A 22,452-nucleotide genomic window follows, 5' to 3' on the forward strand; every position below is an offset into this window, starting at 1 on the left:
CATCAACATGGACGACCTGCGCGAGCACAAGAAGCTCGCTCTACGCCAAGCCGCATGACCAGCTTCATGATCGCCCATTTTGCAGAACTTGACGCACACAACCCAGTGGCGCAACCATGCCCGACGAAAGCGCCTTGCGGCGCCACGCATAGAGCTGCGAGGGGTCCAGCCCCTCGGAACGCGCAACCGCCGACACACTACCCCCTGGCGAGAACGCTTCGGCGACAACCCGTGCCTTCTCTTCGTCCGACCGATGGCGCGGCTTGCGTCGGGACGGCACAGGCTCCGCCGTCAAAATCTCGAATGTTCGATGATGGCTCATACTGTCGCTCACAGGATTCTCCGCATGATTCATGCTGAAAATGAGCGATCAACCGCCTGCACGCTACGTGGGGATGCCTACGCGCTTACAGTGCTGGAGGGCGGATGTTCATCCCAAATGTTTCCATGCAAACGGCAATCGGCGGTGCACATCTCGTGGGCCTTCGTAGCGCCCCTCGACATTCCCTAGCTTGGCTCTTCCTCCAACGATGACACGACCATCCGAGGATGACAGTTGGAGCACTCCTCCGCTCTCAGAAGCCTGCAGCGCACGCAAATCCGTCCTACCAAGGACCCTCGCCCAATATGGATAGAGTTTGCAGTGCGCTGACACGCAGACCTGATCCTCGTCGATTGCGATTCTCGGCGAAAAGAATCTGGATACGATATCAAACTCAGCGAGTGCCCCATTTGGATCGACAGGCGCCGTGAGAACGATACCGCGGCAATCGATCTCTGCTATGCTGCGAAAATTCGGCTCATAGTCAAGAACGGTACGCTCGTCGCCGACGACGACGACGAAATCGTCATACGCCTTCCGAATTTCTTTGACCGGTACGCCGATGCACCGTTCCACCGCCTCGTATTCCGTCGAGGTCGCCGCGGTCGTGTCCATTGCCGGAAGCGCGACTTGTACAACGTCCCCTTCCAGCCAGCCACGGAGAGGTCCGCTTCGCGATTGATAGGACACTTGAAGGTTCCTATTGTAAGCGGTGGAGGAATACACCCAATATGTCGCTGCCAACGTTCCATGTCCACAAAGGTCCAATTCTGCGTTCTGAGTGAACCAGCGAATCTCAAAATGGCCTGCGTCTTTCAGCGGGCAAAGAAACACGGTTAAAGGCTGACGGAAATCTTGCGCCAGCCGCACGCACTCGGCCGGCGCCGGATATCTGTCGTAGAGCACGACTGCTGCCGGGTTGCCGGCGAAGCGGTCGTCCGCAAACGCATAAACGACTATCGGTGAAGCGTCCTCCGATCTCTTGGCATCAAACCTTTCCTGACTTGAGCTGGGCGGGAGGACAAATCCTTGACGACTTCCGGGAATCATATCTCAGCTCCTGCGCTGCGCCAAAGTCCGAAAGCCTAGGCCGTCTTCGACCTGCTCTTCGCAAGGGTATGCGCGCTGCGCCTTGGCCCTGGCTCCCTCGTGCAAGAACCCATACGGTTCGGTCCGCATAACGGGAACTAGCTTGGCCTCCATCTCTCTTGCGCCAACCAATCTTGCGTATGTCCCGCCTATTGCGAATTCAAAAAGCACATCCCTCATTTCGCGAATGTCACGCTCAGTATCGTGTGCCAGGAACGAATATTCAGGTCGGCCCTCGACGTCGCGACAATATACCGGCGTCGAGACGTCCACCGGGCCACCTGCGAAGTCGGCTATACCCTTTAAGTCTATTGTCTTGCTGTAAGGCACGCCCGCTAACAATTCGCACCTATGCACGTGGGTAAAGCTTGATGTCCCAAGGCCGACAATCAAACCATCTGAGCGGCTCGTTTCGCCAAATATAGAGTCGTCGCCGAACGGAGTGCGTTTCCACCAGTCCAGCTCGCACAATTCTTCCGCCCTCGGTCCGGTCACGACCATAGAATAAGCAGGATGCCTGGTGCGCCCGGAGGGAAGCTCTCGCGTCACGAGATCGGCCAGCACGCCCGTCTCTGACTTGGTGTCCATCCAATGAAAGTATCGCGTGCTGCAGTAGCTCAACGTGAATGCCGGGAGAATAACCGTGGACGAAGCGGAGACGCGCTCAATCGCTTCTAGCAGAGCCGAGGCTACCTCACTCGCGCCGACGCCCCGCAACGCAACGAGCGACGAATGCAGAATAATTATAGCAGGACCCCGCGCTTCAACGTGTTCGACCAATTGCGCGAGCTCGTCCCTAAACCGGGCTGCTCGCCCGCCTGTCGCCTGCGCTTGTCCAATTCGATCAAGCGGCTGAATTCGCCTGGCCCACTCCTCAAGCGAGACGCTTCGCTCCTGGCAGACGTCGTCGCCGAACATCAACCCCCTTTCCGCCAACTTGAGCTGTATTTCGAGGAAGTTTAGTGAGTCAATGTTGTGCTCCCGAGCTGTCCAGCTGGGCAATGCCACTCTTCCCGTGGCGGCGTGTACCGCTTCCAGCAAGTGGTCCAGCGGCGATGCCGCTGCATGTGAGGCCCGGGGTTCGTGTCGGATTCCGTTCGCACTGAGGGCCTCTTTGGCAACTCTCTGAAGGGCGAGCTGGTCAAGTTTCCCGTTGGCAGTAAAGGGAAGCTCGACGAGAGGAACGACGAGCCTCGGAACACGATCCTTGGGCAGCGCGCCCGATAGTCGTCGGTGAACTTCTTCTATGTCGGCGCTAGCTGGTGTCACGAGAGACACAAGTTCCTGGCCCGCGTCGTCGTCTCGATCTACCACGACCACCGCCGAGTCAGCGCAAACGCCAGTCGCGTCTATCGCGCTTGTGATTTCTCCCTTTTCCAGTCGCGTTCCCCGAAACTTGATCTGATCATCCTTTCTTCCGACAAAGCGCAAGCCGCACTCTTCTGACGCCACGACATAGTCCCCGGTGCGGTACAACAGTTGCTCACCCGCAGCCGTCATGCATCGCACGAAGCGCAGATCTGACTGAGCTTCGTCGGCCACGTAGCGATCAGAGGTCTGCACGCCCCCTATCCAGAGCTCGCCCTCAACCTCAACGTCGACCCGGCACTGGTTCTCATCAAGAACGAAGAAATCGATGTTGCAGGCGGGTTTACCGATAAAGACGGGGAGCTCCACGTCATCGCGAGGACAATATTCGAAACTAACGGCAACACAGCATTCGGTTGGCCCATAGCTGTTTATCAACATCGTTTCCGGCAGGTTCGAATATAATCGCCGCCGAAGTGAGTCCGGCAACGGTTCACCATTGCAGATTACATACTTCAATTCCGCAAACCGCTCGACTGTATGGGGCAGACGTTCAAGAGCGTCAAGAAATCGGCGTAGCAGTGTTGGAACCATTTGAATGACGTTGGTTCCGCTTTGAGCCAGAAAGTTGGTCGTTTGAATGATTTGAGCGTGAAGTTGAGTGGATGGCACAACGATCGTGCCGCCGGTCGCAAAAGGCACGAAGAACTCGGGGATCGAGAGATCGAACGCTGGCCGCGTAAGCTGCGAAATGCTGGTGCTCTCGGAGAAATGGATCATGTCGATATACCAGGCGACCAAATTCAGGAGAGCGGCCTGCGAAACAGGAACCCCTTTGGGGATTCCTGTGCTCCCCGAGGTGTGCATGATGTAAGCGATGCCTGGGAACGCCGGATCGACGCCATTGGGGGTTGGAAGGCGCCGGACGCGGACTGAACCTTTTGGGCCATGGCCAACCATGGCACTGGCGTTCGTGCTGCGCCTTATATGGTCCAAACGCTGGTCGGTTTCGGCTGAATCAACTGGCACGAAGGCAGTGCCCAGCATCTGGGTCGCAAGAATCGTCGCGACCAGTTCAGTTGACCGGCCAAGTTTAACAATGACCGCATCACCAGGGCGCACACCAGCGGCCTCCAAGCGCCCCATAAGACTGGACGCGGACTTCCCCAGCGCTTCGTAGCTTACATCGCCATTATCGTCTGTTCGCACAGCGATGTTCGATGAGAATTTATCCAAAGTCTTGCCGATAACGTCGGCAACCGTATCGTGGCCGAAACGTGACGGCCGGCGCGAACCCGACAAGTTCGGTATCAGGGTATGCATCGCCAGGTCTCCATTAGATTCTCCTCAACGGTCCGGTGGTTTTTGAGGTCAATTCCATCGCTGGGTGCGGCCAGTCGCGCTGGGCAATCCGGTAGGAAATCTCATCTGCCTGCGGTATCGCGTGGCAGCGCATTTGAACGCGCTATTCGTTGTGGGGCTTGAAGAATACTTTCCGCCGTTCTGGAGGGTATGTTCACAGCTGAGGCGACCCCCTAGTCTGCCCGGTGACCACCAGCAACTGCTTGCCACAGGTCGGCAGCGATGACGGCTGGTCACTGTGCTCTACCGGGCGCGCCGATAAGTGAGACAGTACCCACCGATGCGCCCAACGCACCTCTCCTCGTGCCTGTTTCGTCATTTTGCGCTCCATCGCTGCGTGGCTGTCACCGCTCAACAGCAAGAGACATGCCATCGGCGCTTGCCAGCCATCTTTCGATGTACAGCAGAGCCCATTTGCGTGCTGCTTGAACGCCTTCACAAGAGATCGTGCGGAAGATTGTCATTGCGTTTAGTGTGCTGGCCCCGACATTCCATTTGGTTGTTTTCCGCAATTTGTCAGGCATCCGACATCGAAAGCCCCATCGGATCGCGAAAGTCACCTGACATTTGATGCCATCGGACTCTCTTGATCTTTTGGAAGCGGCGGGCAGATGTGCGCCAGCCGACGCGCGAAACAGGGACCGCAGCGAGGTCGAGGCCATTGTCCGGGGTGGTCAACGAGCGCCCTGATTGCTCTGCGCCATGCAGTCAAGCTCCTTCCGTGCCCGGTCCGCAGCCTTGGCCAATGCCAGCCGTCGCTCCTTCTTCTTTCGAGCGACAAACGCTCGCATGGGTGTGTCAGGTCCGAGACACAGGTCAGTTGACTCTGTCGAAATAAGACACCGGAGAAACCAACACCAACTGCTCTGTCGGCTTGTCGGCAAAAATTGGCACGACTTTTGATGGTGTTCATTGCACGGCGATACGAACTGCCGATCGCTGCAGAGACTGCCAACGAGGTGAGTTCAGCGGCTGTCGAGCGCAGGATGGCTAATAAAGAATTTACTCACACCGAGAGGAGCGCCAAAATTTGGACGATGGCTTCACGTACGATGACATTTGGGCTTCGGTCTACCAGAAATATACCGACATGCGAGGTAGGATTGCCGAGGCGCACGAGGCTGTTGCATTCCTCGAGCGACATTGCAGCGGAGGCACTGCGCTCGAACTCGGCATCGGCAGCGGACGCGTGGCAATTCCGTTGAGCGAGCGAACGGTCAGGGTTGAAGGCATAGATAATTCCGATAGCATGTTGAAACTGCTTGCCAGTCGTACCAATGCAATCAAGGCTTGGCAGGGCAACATTGCCAATTTCACATGTGCCAACCGTTACGACACTATATATTGCATCTACAACACATTTCCGCTGCTCTTGGCGCGCGAAGCTCAAATAGCTTGCCTGCGATCTGCTGCGTCAGCCCTGAGCCAGAAGGGCATTCTGGTAATGGAGTTCGATGTGCCAGCCTTGAATGGATTCATCAATGGGCAAAAAACCACGACACTGCTCGTGGACCATGAAAACACAGTTATCCGAACGGATGTCCACGACTCATTGAAACAGAACTTGGTTTCAGCAATTCTCTGGTTTTCCAACACGTCCGTGCGGCGTCTGCCACAGCCGATTCGATATGTCTACCATCAGGAGCTCGATACGATGGCTGAGTGCGTGGGGTTGGAGTTGACGGAGCGTTGGGGAGATTGGGCGGGAGGTGCGTTCACCCAAGCGTCCACGCGCCATATCTCCGTGTATCGCCGAGCGGCATCTTCAAGTTGACAAGACGCGGAAACTGCCTGCGCCACGGGCAGCCATACGGGTCGAGACTATTAGTTCGTTCCTGATCCATGTGCCCAATCCTTGCGTCGCCAACCGGGAAAACATTTCCCAGCCCGAAGATGCAAGGCCTGCATCAAAATGGGCAGAGCCACTGGAGCCCCTGCCCATTTGCCGCTAGCACCGGAGCCAGAAACCGATCTTCGACGCCCAAGGCAAGACCAGCTTTATTGATGCGAAGACGAAATTGACTAGGGACCTCAGTGACCCGGTTCGAATGGCAGCGTGATGTAGGCATTGCCCGGAAACCCGGGAGGCGCCGGACAACTGCGGCCCCCCGATTTGCCTTCCGCCCTCCTATCGCGTCCACGACGATATGAATTACGCCAGATCTTCGGCAGATCGCTTGGCCGAATTTTTCCACCGCATATGGCGAAAGGTTGGGTCTTGGAGCAATGTGTCCGGCGCTGACAGGCACACCGGGGGCGGCAATGGGTGATCATGTTCGACTGAGGCGGCGGCGAAAGGTCGGGGCGACGCGACGTTCACGACAGCGCTCGAAAGGAAGCTGGTATTGGACGGTCGCAGCTGCGCTTCTGGCTGCCGGCGCCGTTGGGTATTTCGGGTTCAGCTTCATCTCAGGAGATAGCCCGGGACTCATCCCCTTCGCGCAGGGCAAGACTTCTTCGGTTCAAGAGGATTTGGTCGGCCGTGCTTCCGTCATTGACGGTGACACGATCGAAATCCATGGCCAGCGCATTCGCTTCAATGGAATCGACGCGCCCGAGTCGTCTCAAACCTGTGCAGACGGGAACGGCAAGGCATACCGATGCGGCGCAAAGGCTGCCGAGGCGGTGGACCAATTTCTAGCCGCCTCGTCTCCCACCCGATGCGAATTCGTCGCCCGTGACCGCTACGGCCGTTTCGTCGGGAACTGCTTCCGGGCGGACGGAGAAAGCGTTCAGGCTGCACTCGTCAGGAATGGCTGGGCTCTTGACTGGCCGCGTTATAGCAAAGGCGCCTACGCCGAGCTGCAGGAGACTGCAAAGGCGGAAGGCAAAGGGATATGGATCGGCGCGTTCGAGCGTCCGTGGGAATGGAGGGCGGATCGACGGACTGGCCAGGGTGCAACCGAGCCGATCGCACCGCTTGTCGGGGTCTCGTCTGGTTCCGAGGCATGCGACATCAAAGGCAATATCAATTCGTCGGGCGAGCGCATTTATCACGTGCCCGGGCAGGAACACTACGACAGGACTGAAATCACGCAAGGCAAGGGCGAGCGATGGTTTTGTTCGGAGGCCGAAGCACAGGCGGCAGGGTGGCGACCCGCCCTTCGCTGATCGCGGAAACGGTCTTAACCGGTGCTGCAGTCGTCTCACTGAATCTTCGCGCCGACCTCTGTAGTCGACGGCGAATTGCGTTTCCTGACCCGGATCTCTATCCGACGTCGCGATTTCAGGTCACCCGCTTGGGATCCGTTGGTCAAGGTGTCGTCGGGAAGAATCAGTTGGGCGCCAGACATAGGCAAGATGGTAATCGCATCGAGCGCCGGGACGCTTTTCAGTACTTTGGCTACGGCAACCGCGCGCGCCAAGCCCCAACCTGCGTTGTCGGCAGGGTGCAGCACGCCGACGGGGGAAGTGCCGCCGAGTACGTCTTGAAGCTCGGCGTCAAGGTTTGATCCAAGGCGCGAGATCTTCTGCTCATCCGTGTGCCCGATGACCTCCACGACATCCACCGCATACTTCGCGGCTATGTCCGCAATCTGTTCGGCAGTGTTTTCCCGTAAGGCCGCGTCAAAGCTCGGGCTGAGTTCCGCGCTGCCTGACTTGAAGAAGTATCCGTTCGTTTCGCTGAGACTGATAATTGGCGGCCATTCGTGGGGCTTTGCGTTGCCTTCAGATTCCCTAGCCTTGCGGATGACCTCAAGAAGTTGCTCTTCCGGCGTCTGCTTCGAGGGTGAGACGACGACCTTGTCTCGGAGCACTTTGATCGCGGGGTCATACTGAAAATTCGGCGTTCCGCGAGCTTATGTGCAGAATAAAATGAACTAGCACCCCTTATGTGGACATGATCAAAAGACGAACTGACGATGTCTAATGTAGTCGGGGCGCGCTCGATGAACTGTATCGTCATGTCGCTCCGAATCTGGAGCGTCGGCTTTTCCTCCGGCCCTTAGTGCACTCAATCCGCCCGGATATGATCGGCAAGAATTCTACCTTCCGCCAAGCGGGAGCTTGCGTCGTCATATGCGGCGTGACTCCGTTGTCGCCGCCGCGCTGTAGTTGCTGCCCGGTCTGCTTAGGGCTCAAGTAGCTGACATGGGCCATCGGCAGCTTCCGACGCATAAGCGACGTTCCTGAGGCGCCGACCCAACAGCGGCTTTGCTGCCGCGAGCCGGTCTTTCAGAGGAGCTGAACGCGTTCCCAAAACCAGTCGTTCCACGGACCAGACGATCAGAACGGTGGTTAAGTGCAAACTGCCAAGCACTCCAAGCTTCGCCAAAGAACGGGTCCGCGTCCTTAGATTCGACCTAGCCAACGTTTCATGCTCGTCTTGATGCGGCGCCACAGGCTCGGGCGGTTAAGAACCGGCCGGTAATCGCTAGCGGTGAAGGCCATCTCGGGACGCCAATTCGGCACGAACGCCTCAGGACGCGTGCGGGTCATGCGCCAAGTTCCGTGGCCATAGACCGCGAGGAAATGATCCTCGTAGGCCGTCTGCATATCCGGGACGTCCGCAATCTCGACGGCATTGTAGATCGACCAAGCCTGGTTTCCGGGCTTCGACCGGCTTCTCAGCAGGTCGCCCGCGCGCTGCAGAGCCATGGAAACTTGCCAAGCATACCTATGCGCAGTGGTCGTGAGATCCGCTGGAAGCGGCTCTGTGCCGAAGCGCACGTTACAGTTCAGGCAGCAAGAGCCGTGCCAGCTAAAAGCCGACGTTATTGCAATAGCTTGGCTTTGCGCGGCTGGTTCCGTTTGTTAGCCACGATACAATTCTGTCGAGATCGCTACAGTGGACGAGCTCTATCACGGTGGAGGTTGGCAGGCCGCCCCTAATCATGATGTCCTTGGCCACGCAAGCACGTCCTGTTTAATCCATTTCATATTTTGCAGCCTTGAAGTAGTTTGCGCACTCGACAGGAGTGGATTGGTCGAGGACCGAGCCGCGCCTTTGTGGTCCGCTCGGCCTTGGCGCGCAGCAGTGCCTTGATCTAAAAGTCGAGAGGCGCCCTGTCCGATCTCCTCGTGCACGCCCGCCACCTTAATGCGCCGGCGGATTGTCACGACGACATCGCCCGGTTTCAGGTCGGACCAGCGCTTCACGGACTGATCAAATTTCCCTAATTGGACGATCAATATCTTCGCTCGTCCTCGGTCGAATTCACCCTCAGGACTCGAAGCAGACCGTGGCTAAATTGCGGACATCCGGAGCCGCGTGGGGCCAAGGAATCCCCGGCTCTTTGGTCATGCTTTTGCTGGCCCAATTTCGCGCAGCACCAGGCAAAGTTTGCTCGCGCAAATTCATGTCAGCTTCATAAATCCGTTGCGACTAGTCCGTACATAGAGGACGGCGGCTTTGTTTAGCTGTCGCCCGTGGAAAAGGATCGAAAAAATGTCCAAGATCACCGGAAATACCGAAACGATCGAAAACGCCGGCTCCCCTGCCTTCGACCGGTCCAGGCCTGTCGAGCAAGTCCGCGCTGTCGCCGAACAGGGCCTTGAGCGGTCGAAGGAGGCATTTTCCAAATTGAGTTCGGGCGCCGAAACGACTCAAAAGGCTTTTGAGTCGACCTTTGAAATGACCAAGACCACCAGCAACGAGGTGTCCCAGCAGATGATTGCCTCTCTGCGGGCCAATGCCGAAGCTGGCTTCACGCATCTCGAAGCACTGGTTGCCGTGAAGTCGCCCTCCGAGTTCCTCGAGGTGCAGATCGCTTTCCTGCACAAACAGATCGAAAAATCCGCCGAGCAGGCCAAGGTCCTCCAAGCCTTGATGCTGAGAGCTACCGAGGATGTATCCAAGCCGTTCAAGGATGCTTTTGAGATGGCTTTGAAGGAACTCAAGGCCGCCGCCTGATTGGCTCAGGCAATCGGGACCGAAGGTCAGCACCTCGCCCACTGGGTACCTCGCCCGCGGGTGTCGATGAGGCTGCCTGTTTTAGGGAAACCAGCGGTTCAGCAGGTGGGAGAAACGAATGAACCCGGAGGCTTTCAGCAGTCCACTTTTCGTGAAACGTGCAGCATACGTCGTGCAAGAGATTGCCAGCCTTGCGGACGCTATCGATTTCCTCAACGACTGGCCTGAAGATCGCAGAGACGTCATCCACGAAGCCGCCCTCAGGGCGTGCTGCGACGCATACGATCGGCGAAAACCCGTAAGCGTAGCGCGCAATGCCTTCTTCGGCTTTGCGAAACGGGCCGCCATATTGGAGGATGCAACCTCCGCCATGCAGTTGGCTCGCTGCCTGCAATCGGGCACGGGGAAAGTGCAAGCGTAGGCATCGGCGACCCGCTCGATAAAAGCGGGCGAGAACATGGCTCGACCGGAAATCCGGGGCGGCAGATTGCTGCAAGCCGTCGCCAATTCCTCGTGAAAGCAAGGATGTCTTCTCGAAAGGGGCTGGCGATGCCCAGCCCCTTTCTAGTTCCGCGCAGACAATGCCGGTGGCTGCCGCGCTTTAAAAAGACTCTCGATTGCAGAAACTAAGCTGCGACCTTCTTGCGGGTCCGCTTCGCCTGCACCGGCGCTTCCGGCTCTTTCGGTTTGCGACCGAGGCCCATCGTCTTGGCCATTGCCGAGCGCGTCGCGGCGTAATTCGGCGCGACCATCGGATAATCTGCCGACAGACCCCATTTGGCCCGATATTCGTCCGTTGTCAGCCCAAAGTCGGTCGACAGATGGCGCTTTAGCGATTTGAATTTCTTCCCGTCCTCAAGGCAGATGATGTAGTCCGGAGTCACCGACTTCTTGACCGGAACTGCAGGCCTGAGAGCCTCCGGCTCTTCTGCGGAGACGCTGCCGGCCGTGCCTTTCAGCGCTGCGTGCACTTGGCCGATCAGGGCAGGAAGATCGCTCACCGGAACCGGATTGTTGGAGACATAAGCTGAGACCACATCGACGGTGAGTTCGATGAGGGTATCGATGTTTTTGTCGGGTTCTGTCACGAAACTCTCCGGGTAGCGTGAGACATAGTCGGTGAAGCAATGCTTATTAGTGGTGGCTGCCGCTGAAAGCAAATAAAACCCCGGCAGGTCTATCGCCATGCTCGTCGGCACTAAGGCCTATAGTGCCACGTCCCGCCTTCGTGCACGTGTTGATCCAATGATGCTGACCGCCCTTGGACCGGAGGGAGCTTGGTTCTGATCTTCCGATCCCTTCGTGTGAACTTTACGGAACGAAAGAGCCGAAGATTTTCGCACCACCCATGAAGCTTCGAGGTCGAGAAGTCCTCGCTTCATGCGATGTGATTGCCCTTTTCTCCATCGGCCTTCCCGCTGTCGCAGGAAAGCCGACTAGTCGCGTTGCGACCTATCTCGGTTATCGCAAGTCCGTTTCCAAGCTGCTAGACACCTTTGTTGGCGACCGTGCCGCAGTGCTTGGCGCATTTTCAGGATGACGGCATGCTTACTGAGACGCGCGTCTCGGCCGCAAGTCGTCTCGAAACGAAGGGGACGGATTCTGCTCCGGCATGCTCTCTTTGGGAAGATGAAATTGATGGCTGAGCAGCCCGCCGGAAACTTGACGTGCAGACGCACGGTCTTGAGCTTTTTGTAATTCATCCCTAACCTGGGGTTGCATCGCCCAGAAGGGCGCATATCGCCTCGAGCGGGCGCTTGCGGATGATGATCGGGATGTCGTCTTTGGGACGATGTTCTCCCTCCCTTGGGTAGCTCGTCGAAAGATATGTTCCGATTCGGAGCCCGGTATCATGGTTAAACACCCAGACGTTGAACCAGGCCTTAAAGACGAAGTTCCCTGGTCCGACAGGCTGACCGCCTACGACAAGGAGCACTTCACGGTCTACATAAGGTTCCTGGATGCATCTGCCGACGATGCCAGCTATGAGGAGATGGCGCAGATCATCCTCGGCATCGATCCGGTGGAAGAACCGGAGCGCGCGCGGAAAGCCGCGCGAAGCCACCTCGATCGGGCGAACTGGATGGCGACCACCGGTTACAAGGAATTGTTCGCCGGATGAGAGCGAAGGAGCGCCCACATGCTACGCTTGTGAACACCTTCACGGCGCCAGCCTCAACATTTTGTTTGCAACCGGGGCTGCGGGAACTCGGTTCAAATTGGAAGATTCTGGTGGCGCGAAGCCGAGCGGGCTAAGCTTTGATCCCGAAGCCGGGCGGACGGATTTGAGTTGTTGCCGATCGAGCCGATTTGCAATAGGGCGTCGACAGAATTAGCCCACACTTGCCAGAACGCGTGCCCACGACTAAGATATTCTCGTGCCTCATGAAGGCAACGAGTTTGATGTTATCCTAATTCGAGCCTAAGCCGCCTTGCGGTGAAAGCTCACTGGCGCATCGGGGCCGTCCCGAAGCCATGTTGTCGAGGGCCGTTCGGTCCGTGGAAACCGGGTAGCTGCGACCTTCGAGTCGCGGAACTTTGGGGACCGCGTAGTTGGAACCAACTAGTCGATGGAAAATGAAGATAACGCGTTGAATGTATCGGGCGGGCAGTGATGCCCGCCCTTTACTTTTTCAGCCCCCAATCATTCCGGTCACCACGTCGCTGGGGAAGACATTGACGTGATCGCCACTCATTTGGACCTGTCCCTTGGTGACGCAGTGGAATGGCTCGTAGTTGAATGGGCTACCGCCTTCACGTTGCGCATCATGTTGGAATCCCGGCGGATCCAACGGCGTGCCAAACCGATATCGGCTCTCAAGCGTACGCTGGAGTAGCGGCGCAGTGATCTCCGTAGACGCAGCAATCCCATGCTGACCACCATCTTGGCCATGGTTGCTCTTGGCGAAGATGACGTCCCGACTGTCGACGGCGTAGCGCTTCCCTCGCCCACCCATGCGCTTGTAGAATTCAGCGAGCCGCTCAAAGGCGAATTTCTCGACGCGAATTCCGTCTTCGATCCCGGCAATATCGATCTGACCCGACATGAACGCGCGGAAGCGCTCAATAAGGCGGCTCTCGCAATTGAGATGGAAATTGCGACCGGGCAGCAGGAGGACGTCGTCGGCGCGGTGCGCTTCGAGCCGAAGTCGGGTCGCTTCGGAGTTATCCGCCCGGGCTGCGGCGATCGCGTGTGCAAGGACTCGGTTCACTGTCTCGATCTCGTGACGCCAGTGCCGCCCCCTCGGCCATGTCCAGTCGGGATGGCGGAGGGGGATCGGCCAGACAGCATGACCGAAAACGTCCCAGAGATGCTCGTATCCGGGCTCATCGACATAGGCCATAGCGATGCGACTGGGAGTCGGAACGCCATCGGAGTCTCGCTCACTAGCAGTCGCGAACCGGCACGCATTCCTGCCGAGCTCAAGAATGGCGCCGGGCTCGCCGTAGATACCGCCGTCGCGATTGGTAAACACGCTCGCGATTGCGCGCCACTGTGTGCGGCTATTATTATTGATGGTCGCCGCGGCAGGCAGCGCCGTCATTTCGGGCAGACCAGCAATGAGAAGCAGCGGCGTCGGCCCAGGCGGGCCCCGCTTCTCCGACCTAGAAACATCTTGTACCGCGTTCTTCTTGGCCATCGTCAGGAATGTTTGAGCAGGATCTGCGCGATATCGGCGGGTATCACAAGCCGGGGAATAAGGTCGGCCGGCTGCGCCGCAAGCAGCCTGCCGAGCGCAGTAGACGCCTCACCTTGCCGGAAAATCCCCGGATCGACATTGGCTTCGCTAGACCAGGCAAGGAAAAGGCGCCAAAGCGTTTCCCTATCTTGCAAGGACGCGGTGCGCAGTGAAAGACCGGGCCGACGATAGACATCCGGGATGATACGCTGCGTCGGCCGGACCAGGTCCGGCGCTGTGACTTTAGCAAAACGAAACGGCCGGACGGTATCGATTGCGACATTCTCTCCAGCATCGGTCCGAACGCAGAAGGCGATCTGGACCGGCGTCGGCAGGCTCTCGAAGTAGTTCGCCGCCTGCTGTCGGCTGGCTGAATCTTCCTGGATCTGTAATTGCAGTTCGGCAGCAATCGCAACAGGAGCGATTGCCTCGCGACCGACCGTCGTGTCAATGAATCGGATGCGGTCCTCGCCTGCCGCGCGGACCGCAGCCTTGAGCGAAACGAACTCTGCCTTGAGCTCAGCCAGCAGTTCTTTGTGCTGTTGCCCAAAACGCGAAAGCAGCAGCGGCTCCGGGTTTGGCGACTTATAGTGGCCCTCGACAGTATCGATAAACCGATGCAGCGCGTCTCCGCTCACGGAAAACCTCTCAACGGCAGCTGACCACACACCGTGACCTGCCCCTCCACATTGTATTGAACACCACATCTGAACGAATGTAGGCTGTTGGGCAATGGGTGGCGCGCCCTTGGATGATTGATTTCAGCGCAAAACAGCACGGCTGCTTCCGGTCCTCGATGGCAGAACGCTGAACTTCAGCTATCCGGCTTTCGCGGACTACATGCACATGCTCTGCGAGGTGTGCGGGGGCGAAGAGGATGAGTGCTCGATCCACCCGCTGAAAGAGTCCATCGGCAACAACGTCATCGTGGAAGGCAGCTGGTTATTGTCTACGATCGAATGTCATCGCTGGAGGTCGGCAGCAGGCTATATAGCCGCAAGATCGCCTGCCTGGAACAGCCGCGCAAATCAGTCGAGATCAAGCTCTTCATCATCATTCAGCGGCCCGCCCTTCAGCAAGACATCCCGAGCGGACTTCCTCGGTCCGAGTTTCGACATCTGGAGCACGAACGTCCGTCGACGGTCGTGAATCTCCTGCGGCCCTTCTTCGGCAGCAGCCGCCAACAAATCGTTGAATCGTGCCCTCGCCTCTTTGACGGTCCAGATGCCAAGTCCTGTACGACCGCCACTTGTCCCGCCGCTCGCCAATGCACGCTCCAATTGACCGCGTTTACTATTCGCCGGTGGTTCTGATTTAGGCCTCGTGCATCATAAAGCAATTCTGGCCGCAAAGGAGCCCACCGGAATGTTTCTTCTCGACACAAATGTCCTGAGCGAGTTCACAAAAAAAAGACCGAACCGTCATGTCCTCGCCTGGGCGGACTGGGCGACGTCGAGTCATCGGCTGGCAATTCCCTTCGGCGCGGTTTTCGAACTGCAACGGGGCATTGAATCGCTGCGGTTGAGGAACCCCAGCCGGGCCCACGATCTCTCACGCTGGCTTAATGAAGTGCTCGAAACCGATATGGTCTTCCTCGCTATGGATGCCGCAGTTGCGCGGACGTACGCATCGATGACTACGGTCCCGAGCCTGCGGCATTTGTGGGTGCCGTCCCCCCAGAACCATCGGCGAGGTCCGGGCCAAGACCTTGCGATCGCGGCGACCGCGATTGTGTACAGAATCCCTGTCGTCTCGATGGACGTCCACGATTTCCTTCGAATCCATGCTCATTTTGAATTGCCCGGCCTTTTCAATCCGATCGAGGAAACTTGGGAAGTTCCGATGAAACGAGACCTTGTGACAGGACCATCTGCTAGGATCGACGTCAGGTCTTTGGAGACCCCGAGCCCGCATCTGAGGTGTTGCGCCTGACGCTACCTCGATCGTCCAAACGCTCGCGGAGATGAACGCTCTTGTATCCGCGGGCCCTACCGGCCGGACACGCGAGCATTGCGGTTTGAATCCCGCTCGCCAAGATCGGCGTGCAATACAAGACGGCCTGTGTGCTTCTGATGAAACTGCGCGAGGCGATCGCGTGGCGCAGGGGAAACATGTTGCGTGAGGGCGAAGACGAGATCGACGGCAAATACGCTGGCGGCAATATCCGGCCTGAGAACAAGGCCGAGGACCGCCTGCCGCCGTCATGATCGGCGGGGCCGTGGAATGGCTCGATGAGTCCCGGCCTACGGAAGAAGCATGTCCAGACCGGCTCGCGATGAGGCGGTCGGTCAGACCTGGTGGCGTTTACGGCCGAAATCTACGGTGTTAGGTAGCAAAAACCACCGAAAGCGACCTACGTATTTGGAATCGAAAAGCAAAAAGTTCCGCTCACAAGGCGCTTCACAGCGCCGGCGCGTATTGGTTGTCCATTTGATAACGGGTTACTGAGTAGGGGTAGTCACGCAACCTTCTCGCTTGCGGCGTGATTTTTTTGTTGAATTTTACGAAGAACTTCGTATATTGAGGAACGGATGGCTTTCAAGGGCGTCAGGTATCGCGTCATCAAGGCACTGAAGGAAGGTACTTATCAGCATGCGGCCCGCGGGAGCATCGAGGACAAGAATGCCTTGATGACTGGCGATATTTCCCCCGAGCAACTGATGCCGATTATCGACAGGTGCAATGGCACGCATCATGAGAGTTCTGAGCACCATGAGTTCGAAGGCATTGAAGTCCATATCCTTAAACGAGATGGATGGTACATAAAATTCTATTTCGTTGACCCTGACACGGTCTTCATAAGTGTACATCCATCAAGGTAGGCTAACATGAAAATCTGGTATGCTGGAGATAAGAGCAAGGCGCTCTGCGAAAAGTGCCGGAAAGTCGTTACGACGACTTTCGACTATCACGATGTGCCTTTCGAAAGCGGGATCGGCATGGCGAAGCAGATCATGGCGGCTACATGCGACGAGTGTGGCGCCGTTGTGGCTATCCCGCCGCAGTCGACGCCAGCAATCCGTGTTGCTCGCGAGATTGCTTCCAGGCCCTTGGAAGTGGTTATGGCTGCGCCGTTTATGGATACGTTGGACCTAGCATCTTATCGGATTGATCCTTCTGCTGGCGTGATCCTCCGGAAGTCGCTGATCGCGTACTTCGTGCACAGGTCTGTAAATGACGATTTCTTGGTGGAGCGGCTTCGTAAAAACGCGGCGGTTCATCGAGCGAAGTGGAAAAGCTGGCACGATACCCCGTCGAAACGTCTTTCGATGAAAATAACTCCACGCGTTGGCGCCGAGTTTGACGAACTCGTCAAGAAAAGTGCGTTAAATAAGACAACGTTGGTCAAGTCCCTCGTGATGGATATTGGCTCTGAGATCGTTGAACCCGAAGAGCCGCAGATGATGCCTGAATTGCGCAGGATGGCTGCGGCTCTTGCTGCCTAGTGGCAAGCCGTTAACCACCTGACTTCGCTCCGATCAACTCCGGACCGGGTTCCGGGTAAGAAACTTGCCCTAGCTGCGGAACGGTGCAGTGCCATACGACGAGTCGTAACCGTTTCGAATGCACTGAAAAGACCTGCAAGACAGTGTTCAGCGTGACCTGGGGCACGGCCTTCCACGCGCGCAGGTCATCGGGAAGGGATGCCATTTTAAGCCTGGTGGTTTTTGCTACCTAATGCCGAAGCTTTGCAGGTTCTCGAGCGCCAGCTTTCGCGTTTCGAGAGGGTTCTTACCTAGGGCGGCTGCCAAGTTTGAGACGCAGACTTCGGCATCCTTCGGGCGATTAGGTCTGTCCTCACTTGCGTCGACCAAGCCGACTCGTAAAACTACCGCTAGGAAACCCGCAAAACTGCCGATAGCCAGATACTCGCCATTCGGTAGCAACCGCCATCAGAAGTTTAATCCTTGATCTGTGGTGGAACACGTACGTCGACATAGGCGCGTTGGCTCAGCGGCGAGCCTGGCGATGATCGCCCTGCGCCTTCGAGGTTTCCAGCGCTTCCAAGAGGGCAGCACGAGGCGAAGTTCAGGACCCGGGGGCGGGAGGAACGGCACTGACAATTCACGGAAGGGCGTCAGTCCGAGAACGCTTACCATGAAATTAGTTCCTCGACCGCTTCTGCCGAGAGATGGCGCTCACGAAGCAGTGCCCCCGCAATATTTTCGAGCTCGGGTCTCATCTCTTCCACAAGCGTCTTCGCGCGACGGAACTCCGCGGCAAGGAGGTTTTCCACCCTGGCCTGCAGGCCGCCGTTCATATGCAGCGTCACCAGCAGTTCCTCCTCGCTTGCCCCGGACAGGAACGTGAATCCTCCACCCATCCCGTAGGCGGCTTCGACCTGCAGGGCAGTCACCGTGGCGATGTGAAGGTCCGAACCTTTCCTGCCCCCTCCGCCGGCAGACCTCGAACCGAAGACAACCTCCTCGGCTGCCAGTCCTGCAAGCGCGAGAGCGATCCGGTCCAGGAAGCCGGCCTTGGTCCGCTCCGGAAAGACCTGCTCGTCGAAAAGCGCCCCTCCTCCCCTTTGCATGGTCTCGCCTGACGAGTCGAAGGCGTCGATGATCTCCACGCTCCTGAAATCGCCGACACCCAGCGTCAGGCCGACGACAACGTGACCGGCCTCGTGGATCGCGTTTCGCCACAGCATGGCTTCAGGAAGAGGCACCAGTTCGGGCAACTCGGCGAGCAAGTCCGCGGTTTCGAGGTTGCGCCGCGCGCGGCGTGCGCGGCGACGCGCCTGCCGAGCAAGCTGCTCCAGAGCTGCCCCTGTCCAGCCGTTCGTGCGAGCGGCGACGGAAGTCAGGTCCAGAGCAGACGACGCCGCGGCTAGATGCCAGCCGAGAATTCCTTGTCGTCCCGCCATGTCCGGCAGCGGAATGTTCACATGCCTGTCGAGGCGACCCGGACGGGTCAGCGCCGCATCCAGCATATGGGGAAAGTTCGTCGCCCCGACCACGACGACGCCTTCCCGGCCACCGGATCCATCGAGGCATTCCAGCAGGCCATTGACGACCTCACGGCTGTATTGCGCGTTGTGCCCGGAGAAGGTCATCCTGTCCCCTACGGAATCGATTTCGTCAATGAACACGATCGAGGGCGCATTCTTCATGCCTTCAGCGAACGCGCCTCTCATCGCCTTCAAAAGATCTCCCAAGTGGCCCATTGCCTGCCAGCGCGCCAGCGAACCCAAGACAAGATGGACTCCACAGGTTCGCGCGAGGGCCGCGGCGAACATCGTCTTGCCCGACCCCGGCGGCCCGCTGAGCAGGATTCCCCTGTCGACTTCCGACCACCCGATCTTGCCTGCGCGCCAGTCCTTCAAGTCGACGGCAAGCTCCCTTCCCCAGTCGGCCGCGGCGCCCAGTCCATGGAGGTCGTCCAGTGTCGGTCCCTGCCCTAGGCTCGTCTTTGGAGCGGTCAGGGTGATGGCGCGAGCAGCTTGCAGAACCTTGTCCAGCCCCCTGCCCTTGCGCCAGATCGCGCCGAGAACGTGCAGCGGGACCGTCGCCAGGAATGAGGCGTCCTCGTCCGACAGGAGCTGACCGCGACAGAAACGGGCGGCCGCCTTGAGGTATCGGGGCTGGACGGCCGGAAGCACAAGCACGGCATCCGCAACCGCGTCGACGTTTTCCGCGAGAAGGTCGCGGGAATGCGTGACAACGATAATGCGGTCGTTGGAACCTGTGAGCCCAAGGAGGTCGAACCGTTCGGACTTTCTCCGGCCCTCCGGTTTGACCGTCATGACGAGCGTCCGGTCGCGATCGTACACGCTTCCGGTGATGAGCGATTCTCTCTGCGCCGGGAATTTGGTCGCGCTCTCATAAATTTCCACGTCCTCTTCCCTCTGTGCGATCAGGACGATCACGGCCGGCCGTCCCGACAGGAATTCGCGTTGATGCCTGAGTGCCCGCATTACTGTGCAGTAAGCGACGAACCGCGTTGCGTTTGAGGCGAGCTTGATGCTCAGCGCTTTCGACATCTGTTTCATTGGAAATCCTGACTTGATGGTTCCCGGCGCTCGGGTGCGGCCGCGGGCGGTGGTGTTCCGAAGCCGCGTTCAGCTGCGGATACGGCGGACGGCGGTCTCGGGTCCGATCCTGGCTTCGTCGAGATCGATCTCGACGAAGCGATGCAGGACCAGCGACGAAAACCCTGCTATTGGCGGCGCTTCGCGAAACGCCGGAATGCATTCCGCAACGGTCAGCGAGCCATTATCGTCCAGCGCTGCAAGGAGGCGAACACGGTCGCCCAGCGGACAATGCCAACGGGCATACCGCAGGAGGTCCTTCGCGTTATCGAGCGTGTACCCCGCTCTGAGATCATCAGCCGACCATGCGGAGTAACGGAAACCAATTTCGGCAGCGGCTTGCTCGTTCCAACGGTCCCGAGGGTCGCTTGCCGCAGCAAATGAATCCAACAGACATGCCCCCTCTTCCCGGAGGACTAGGAAATCCGGAACGTGGCTGTCGCCCCGGCGATGCAGGACGAGCGGGAGGCATGACCATTCGACCACCGCCGGGTCGAGGTCGAGCAGGCATCCGAGGTCTCGCGCGACCTGGTTCCTGAACAGAGGCGCGCCGACACAACGAACGGTTCCGCGTGGATGAAAATGAAGACGCGCGGCATCGGCGCGGACGGACGCGAGTTGGTCGGTTTGGATTTCAGGGTGGGCGGTCATGGGACGCTCCATACGCATACGCAAGAATGATCGGCCGCTGCGAAGTGCAGCGTCGGGGCGATCAGCGTATGAGGAGCGATGCCTGTTTCATGGTGACGGGAACAAATACAGAACACTCAAGACAGAGTCAACGGCCATGGTCGCTCGAAACGTCATGCTGACGGAAGCATGATGATGGCCGCATAGGGACGACGGCGAGTCAGCGAAGCAAACGACAGCCAGTGCGGCGTCCCGTGGGGACCGACACGGCCTCACCTGTTGGCCAGAGACGACATACGAGATAGTGCGCGGATCGCTCAATCGAGGCGAGTAACGCTTCAACCTCAAATGATGGATAGCCTCAACGATCGCTCGATTCTGCTCGCGACATTTGTCCTCAGAATCATCGAACGCACCTGTATCCTTCAGCCTTGAAAGCTCGCGCCGGGATGCGGGCCGTTCTCCGAAATGACGGTCTGGCGCCGCTCGCTCTGCTCATACAACGCCGAGTAAAGAATATCCGCGATGAACTCATTTGGTTTGCTCCGGCACCTCGAATATGCCGGAAGTTCGTCCGGCGGGCCAAAAGGAATCCCAAGGCGCATGGAGTAATCAAATTTTCTGCCATCGGCAGATCGGCCAGCGATATTCATATCGTTCAAATCGAAGCGGAACTCCAACCTCTGCTCAATTCCGATCTGTTGCGCATGGAGTGATGCCATCATCACATCGAATACACAAATTGAATTGTCAATATCGTCCGATACAAATTTGACTTCAGAATAAGTCACGACCTCGACAATATGACTCATAGTAATATACATCATCAACAAATTTCCTCTCCTACGAAATGCCGATTCATATCGGCCGCGCAATACTTATATTCTACTAATGCTTCAGCGAAAATTGATCCATGTCAACGGGGAATTCCAAGGAACCCGGAAGCGCGATTTGTTCTTGGCGTTCCTACGGGTCGGGCTCCAAGCCGGCGAGCCGCTCTAATAGCTTCATCTCCTGAGCTGTGACCTAGTCCTTAAACCTCATTGCATGGAGCCCATAAAGATCTGCGGAGCCATATGCTACGATCGCTGAAACAGTCGCAGGCGGCGCAGGAACCGAAGCACCGGAGCGATCACGGAGGAAAACGAATGCAGCACTGGCTGGACAAGCTGACTGATCTCGCCGCAATCGAAGGCGATCAAAGCAACCTTGAAGAGGCTTTGGCGGGCCTGGCCGCCGGGTCGGTCCGGTCACCTACTGCGGGATCGTCGGAGACACGACCCAGTGGAAGAAGGAACACATCAAAGACATCATGGAAATGTGCCACCCGAACAAGCGGCAGATCGTGAAGGATCTCGCCCGCTTCTATCGGGTGCATCGGGTCGAGGTACTCGACAACCTCGTCTTGTGGGTGGACCGCTTCCGAGAGGAAGAGCCGGAACTGTTCCGCGCCTATGGATGGGACTTCTGTGGCGTGAGGGAGTTCGAGGAGCCTCGCCAGTACATGCGGCTGAAGCGTTCCAAGCGGCCAGTGCTTATGCCGCGGCGAAAGGGCGAGGAGCGGATGACCGGACGGCGGCGCTACAGCAAGCCGGATCAACTCGTTCCGCGGATACTGGCGCTGCCCGCACAACGGCCGGCTATCGCGCTGGCCGCTGAGTGAATGGCGGTGCGGGCGGCATATTTCGACAGCGGCATCTTGGCAGGGCCTGGGTGGTCGATGCGTGAACACCGCTTCACGATTGCGTGCTCCCGCTGTATCATCTCGTAAGATTGGAGAGAACAGCATGGCTGAGATCGTCATTGAACGAGATGTCGAGACCGCTGCAGAACGTCTTGCAGAGGCTACCCATGCAGAGGCCGTCATCCTGTTCGGAAGCCGGGCGCGCGGAGATCACCAGCCCGACAGCGACTGGGATCTCTGCGTGGTGCTGCCGGATGACGTTCGGCCTCAGCAGTTCACGCCGTCCAAACTCTGGGAACTCGTCTCCGACCTCGATGCGTCCATCCAGGTGTACCCGTTGCGCCGCTCGGTATTTGAGGCCAAGAGGGACGACATCGACAGCCTGAGCCATGACATCGCACGCGACGGATACGCGATCATCGGATCGCTCGAACCGACATCGGGCATGACGGCGCATCCGTGAGTTCCGATGCACATGCCTGGCTGGATATC

At 58.0% G+C, this 22,452-nt stretch carries 23 protein-coding genes and 2 pseudogenes; 12 read left to right on the forward strand and 13 right to left on the reverse strand.

Features of this window, described 5'->3' with window-relative positions:
• Nucleotides 1-64 precede the first annotated feature (64 nt).
• From NKK51_RS09935 to NKK51_RS09945, 3 genes are all read right to left on the reverse strand, one after another.
• A complete protein-coding gene (locus NKK51_RS09935) occupies nt 65-355 on the reverse strand; it encodes a transposase (protein WP_352552551.1) in 291 nt (96 codons plus the stop codon).
• Between the two features lie 75 nt (nt 356-430).
• Complete coding sequence (locus tag NKK51_RS09940; protein WP_352552553.1) at nt 431-1,372, reverse strand: PhzF family phenazine biosynthesis protein; 942 nt, start codon at nt 1,370-1,372, stop codon at nt 431-433.
• Nucleotides 1,373-1,375: 3 nt separating this feature from the next.
• On the reverse strand, nt 1,376-4,042 hold the full coding sequence (locus NKK51_RS09945) for an AMP-binding protein (protein WP_352552554.1): 2,667 nt from the start codon (nt 4,040-4,042) through the stop codon (nt 1,376-1,378).
• Between the two features lie 1,069 nt (nt 4,043-5,111).
• Between NKK51_RS09945 and NKK51_RS09950 the strand changes: the two genes are divergently transcribed.
• Entirely contained in the window at nt 5,112-5,855 is a 744-nt protein-coding gene (locus tag NKK51_RS09950) for a class I SAM-dependent DNA methyltransferase (protein ID WP_352552556.1), read from the forward strand.
• A gap of 488 nt (nt 5,856-6,343) precedes the next feature.
• Nucleotides 6,344-7,192, forward strand: a complete 849-nt coding sequence (locus NKK51_RS09955) for a thermonuclease family protein (protein WP_352552558.1) — start codon at nt 6,344-6,346, stop codon at nt 7,190-7,192.
• A 35-nt stretch (nt 7,193-7,227) separates the two neighbouring features.
• Here NKK51_RS09955 and NKK51_RS09960 read toward each other — a convergent pair whose 3' ends face one another.
• From NKK51_RS09960 to NKK51_RS09970, 3 genes and pseudogenes are all read right to left on the reverse strand, one after another.
• On the reverse strand, nt 7,228-7,839 hold the full coding sequence (locus NKK51_RS09960) for a hypothetical protein (protein ID WP_352552559.1): 612 nt from the start codon (nt 7,837-7,839) through the stop codon (nt 7,228-7,230).
• 535 nt (nt 7,840-8,374) lie between these two features.
• The gene (locus NKK51_RS09965) at nt 8,375-8,680 is read right to left on the reverse strand and encodes a hypothetical protein (RefSeq protein ID WP_352552561.1); all 306 of its coding nucleotides are present in this window, start codon (nt 8,678-8,680) and stop codon (nt 8,375-8,377) included.
• Between the two features lie 268 nt (nt 8,681-8,948).
• A pseudogene (locus tag NKK51_RS09970) lies at nt 8,949-9,069 on the reverse strand (IS630 family transposase); the annotation flags it as partial.
• Between the two features lie 401 nt (nt 9,070-9,470).
• On the opposite strand from NKK51_RS09970, the gene NKK51_RS09975 reads away from it, so the two are divergent.
• Both NKK51_RS09975 and NKK51_RS09980 read left to right on the forward strand, forming a co-directional pair.
• Nucleotides 9,471-9,935 carry a phasin gene (locus tag NKK51_RS09975; protein WP_352552563.1) on the forward strand — a complete coding sequence of 155 codons (465 nt, stop codon included), beginning with the start codon at nt 9,471-9,473 and terminating at the stop codon, nt 9,933-9,935.
• A 118-nt stretch (nt 9,936-10,053) separates the two neighbouring features.
• Complete coding sequence (locus NKK51_RS09980) at nt 10,054-10,356, forward strand: DUF982 domain-containing protein (protein WP_352552565.1); 303 nt, start codon at nt 10,054-10,056, stop codon at nt 10,354-10,356.
• Between the two features lie 205 nt (nt 10,357-10,561).
• On the opposite strand, the gene NKK51_RS09985 is transcribed toward NKK51_RS09980, so the two are convergent.
• The gene (locus NKK51_RS09985; RefSeq protein ID WP_502902452.1) at nt 10,562-11,122 is read right to left on the reverse strand and encodes a Ros/MucR family transcriptional regulator; all 561 of its coding nucleotides are present in this window, start codon (nt 11,120-11,122) and stop codon (nt 10,562-10,564) included.
• 665 nt (nt 11,123-11,787) lie between these two features.
• On the opposite strand from NKK51_RS09985, the gene NKK51_RS09990 reads away from it, so the two are divergent.
• A complete protein-coding gene (locus tag NKK51_RS09990) occupies nt 11,788-12,057 on the forward strand; it encodes a DNA -binding domain-containing protein (RefSeq protein ID WP_352552566.1) in 270 nt (89 codons plus the stop codon).
• 511 nt (nt 12,058-12,568) lie between these two features.
• On the opposite strand, the gene NKK51_RS09995 is transcribed toward NKK51_RS09990, so the two are convergent.
• The 3 genes from NKK51_RS09995 to NKK51_RS10005 all read right to left on the reverse strand — a co-directional run bounded on the left by NKK51_RS09995 (nt 12,569) and on the right by NKK51_RS10005 (nt 14,883).
• Nucleotides 12,569-13,576, reverse strand: a complete 1,008-nt coding sequence (locus tag NKK51_RS09995; RefSeq protein WP_352552568.1) for a hypothetical protein — start codon at nt 13,574-13,576, stop codon at nt 12,569-12,571.
• 2 nt (nt 13,577-13,578) lie between these two features.
• Nucleotides 13,579-14,253 carry a hypothetical protein gene (locus tag NKK51_RS10000; protein ID WP_352552569.1) on the reverse strand — a complete coding sequence of 225 codons (675 nt, stop codon included), beginning with the start codon at nt 14,251-14,253 and terminating at the stop codon, nt 13,579-13,581.
• A gap of 390 nt (nt 14,254-14,643) precedes the next feature.
• Nucleotides 14,644-14,883: a hypothetical protein gene (locus NKK51_RS10005; protein WP_352552571.1), complete on the reverse strand. Its 240-nt coding sequence runs from the start codon at nt 14,881-14,883 to the stop codon at nt 14,644-14,646.
• Between the two features lie 97 nt (nt 14,884-14,980).
• On the opposite strand from NKK51_RS10005, the gene NKK51_RS10010 reads away from it, so the two are divergent.
• From NKK51_RS10010 to NKK51_RS10025, 4 genes are all read left to right on the forward strand, one after another.
• Nucleotides 14,981-15,547 (forward strand): PIN domain-containing protein, encoded by a 567-nt coding sequence (locus NKK51_RS10010; protein WP_352552572.1) that lies wholly within the window; start codon nt 14,981-14,983, stop codon nt 15,545-15,547.
• A 140-nt stretch (nt 15,548-15,687) separates the two neighbouring features.
• Entirely contained in the window at nt 15,688-15,822 is a 135-nt protein-coding gene (locus tag NKK51_RS10015; protein ID WP_352552574.1) for a hypothetical protein, read from the forward strand.
• Nucleotides 15,823-16,146: 324 nt separating this feature from the next.
• Nucleotides 16,147-16,437 (forward strand): hypothetical protein, encoded by a 291-nt coding sequence (locus NKK51_RS10020; protein WP_352552575.1) that lies wholly within the window; start codon nt 16,147-16,149, stop codon nt 16,435-16,437.
• 6 nt (nt 16,438-16,443) lie between these two features.
• On the forward strand, nt 16,444-17,061 hold the full coding sequence (locus tag NKK51_RS10025; RefSeq protein WP_352552577.1) for a hypothetical protein: 618 nt from the start codon (nt 16,444-16,446) through the stop codon (nt 17,059-17,061).
• 647 nt (nt 17,062-17,708) lie between these two features.
• Here the strand turns inward: NKK51_RS10025 and NKK51_RS10030 are convergent.
• The 3 genes from NKK51_RS10030 to NKK51_RS10040 form a co-directional block, all read right to left on the reverse strand.
• A complete protein-coding gene (locus NKK51_RS10030) occupies nt 17,709-19,607 on the reverse strand; it encodes an AAA family ATPase (protein WP_352552579.1) in 1,899 nt (632 codons plus the stop codon).
• Between the two features lie 69 nt (nt 19,608-19,676).
• Nucleotides 19,677-20,297, reverse strand: a complete 621-nt coding sequence (locus tag NKK51_RS10035; RefSeq protein ID WP_352512711.1) for a hypothetical protein — start codon at nt 20,295-20,297, stop codon at nt 19,677-19,679.
• A gap of 404 nt (nt 20,298-20,701) precedes the next feature.
• Nucleotides 20,702-21,103 carry a hypothetical protein gene (locus NKK51_RS10040; RefSeq protein ID WP_352552581.1) on the reverse strand — a complete coding sequence of 134 codons (402 nt, stop codon included), beginning with the start codon at nt 21,101-21,103 and terminating at the stop codon, nt 20,702-20,704.
• A 321-nt stretch (nt 21,104-21,424) separates the two neighbouring features.
• Here NKK51_RS10040 and NKK51_RS32405 point away from each other — a divergent pair.
• From NKK51_RS32405 to NKK51_RS10050, 3 genes and pseudogenes are all read left to right on the forward strand, one after another.
• Nucleotides 21,425-21,511 (forward strand): annotated as a pseudogene (locus NKK51_RS32405) (transcriptional regulator TraR); the annotation flags it as partial.
• Between the two features lie 77 nt (nt 21,512-21,588).
• Complete coding sequence (locus NKK51_RS10045) at nt 21,589-21,939, forward strand: hypothetical protein (RefSeq protein ID WP_352511141.1); 351 nt, start codon at nt 21,589-21,591, stop codon at nt 21,937-21,939.
• A gap of 124 nt (nt 21,940-22,063) precedes the next feature.
• Nucleotides 22,064-22,423, forward strand: coding sequence for a nucleotidyltransferase domain-containing protein (locus tag NKK51_RS10050; RefSeq protein ID WP_352552582.1), 360 nt, complete (start codon nt 22,064-22,066; stop codon nt 22,421-22,423).
• Nucleotides 22,424-22,452: the final 29 nt, after the last annotated feature.

Origin of the sequence: Mesorhizobium sp. M0011 (assembly GCF_040324155.1) — a bacterium.
Lineage (GTDB): Bacteria > Pseudomonadota > Alphaproteobacteria > Rhizobiales > Rhizobiaceae > Mesorhizobium.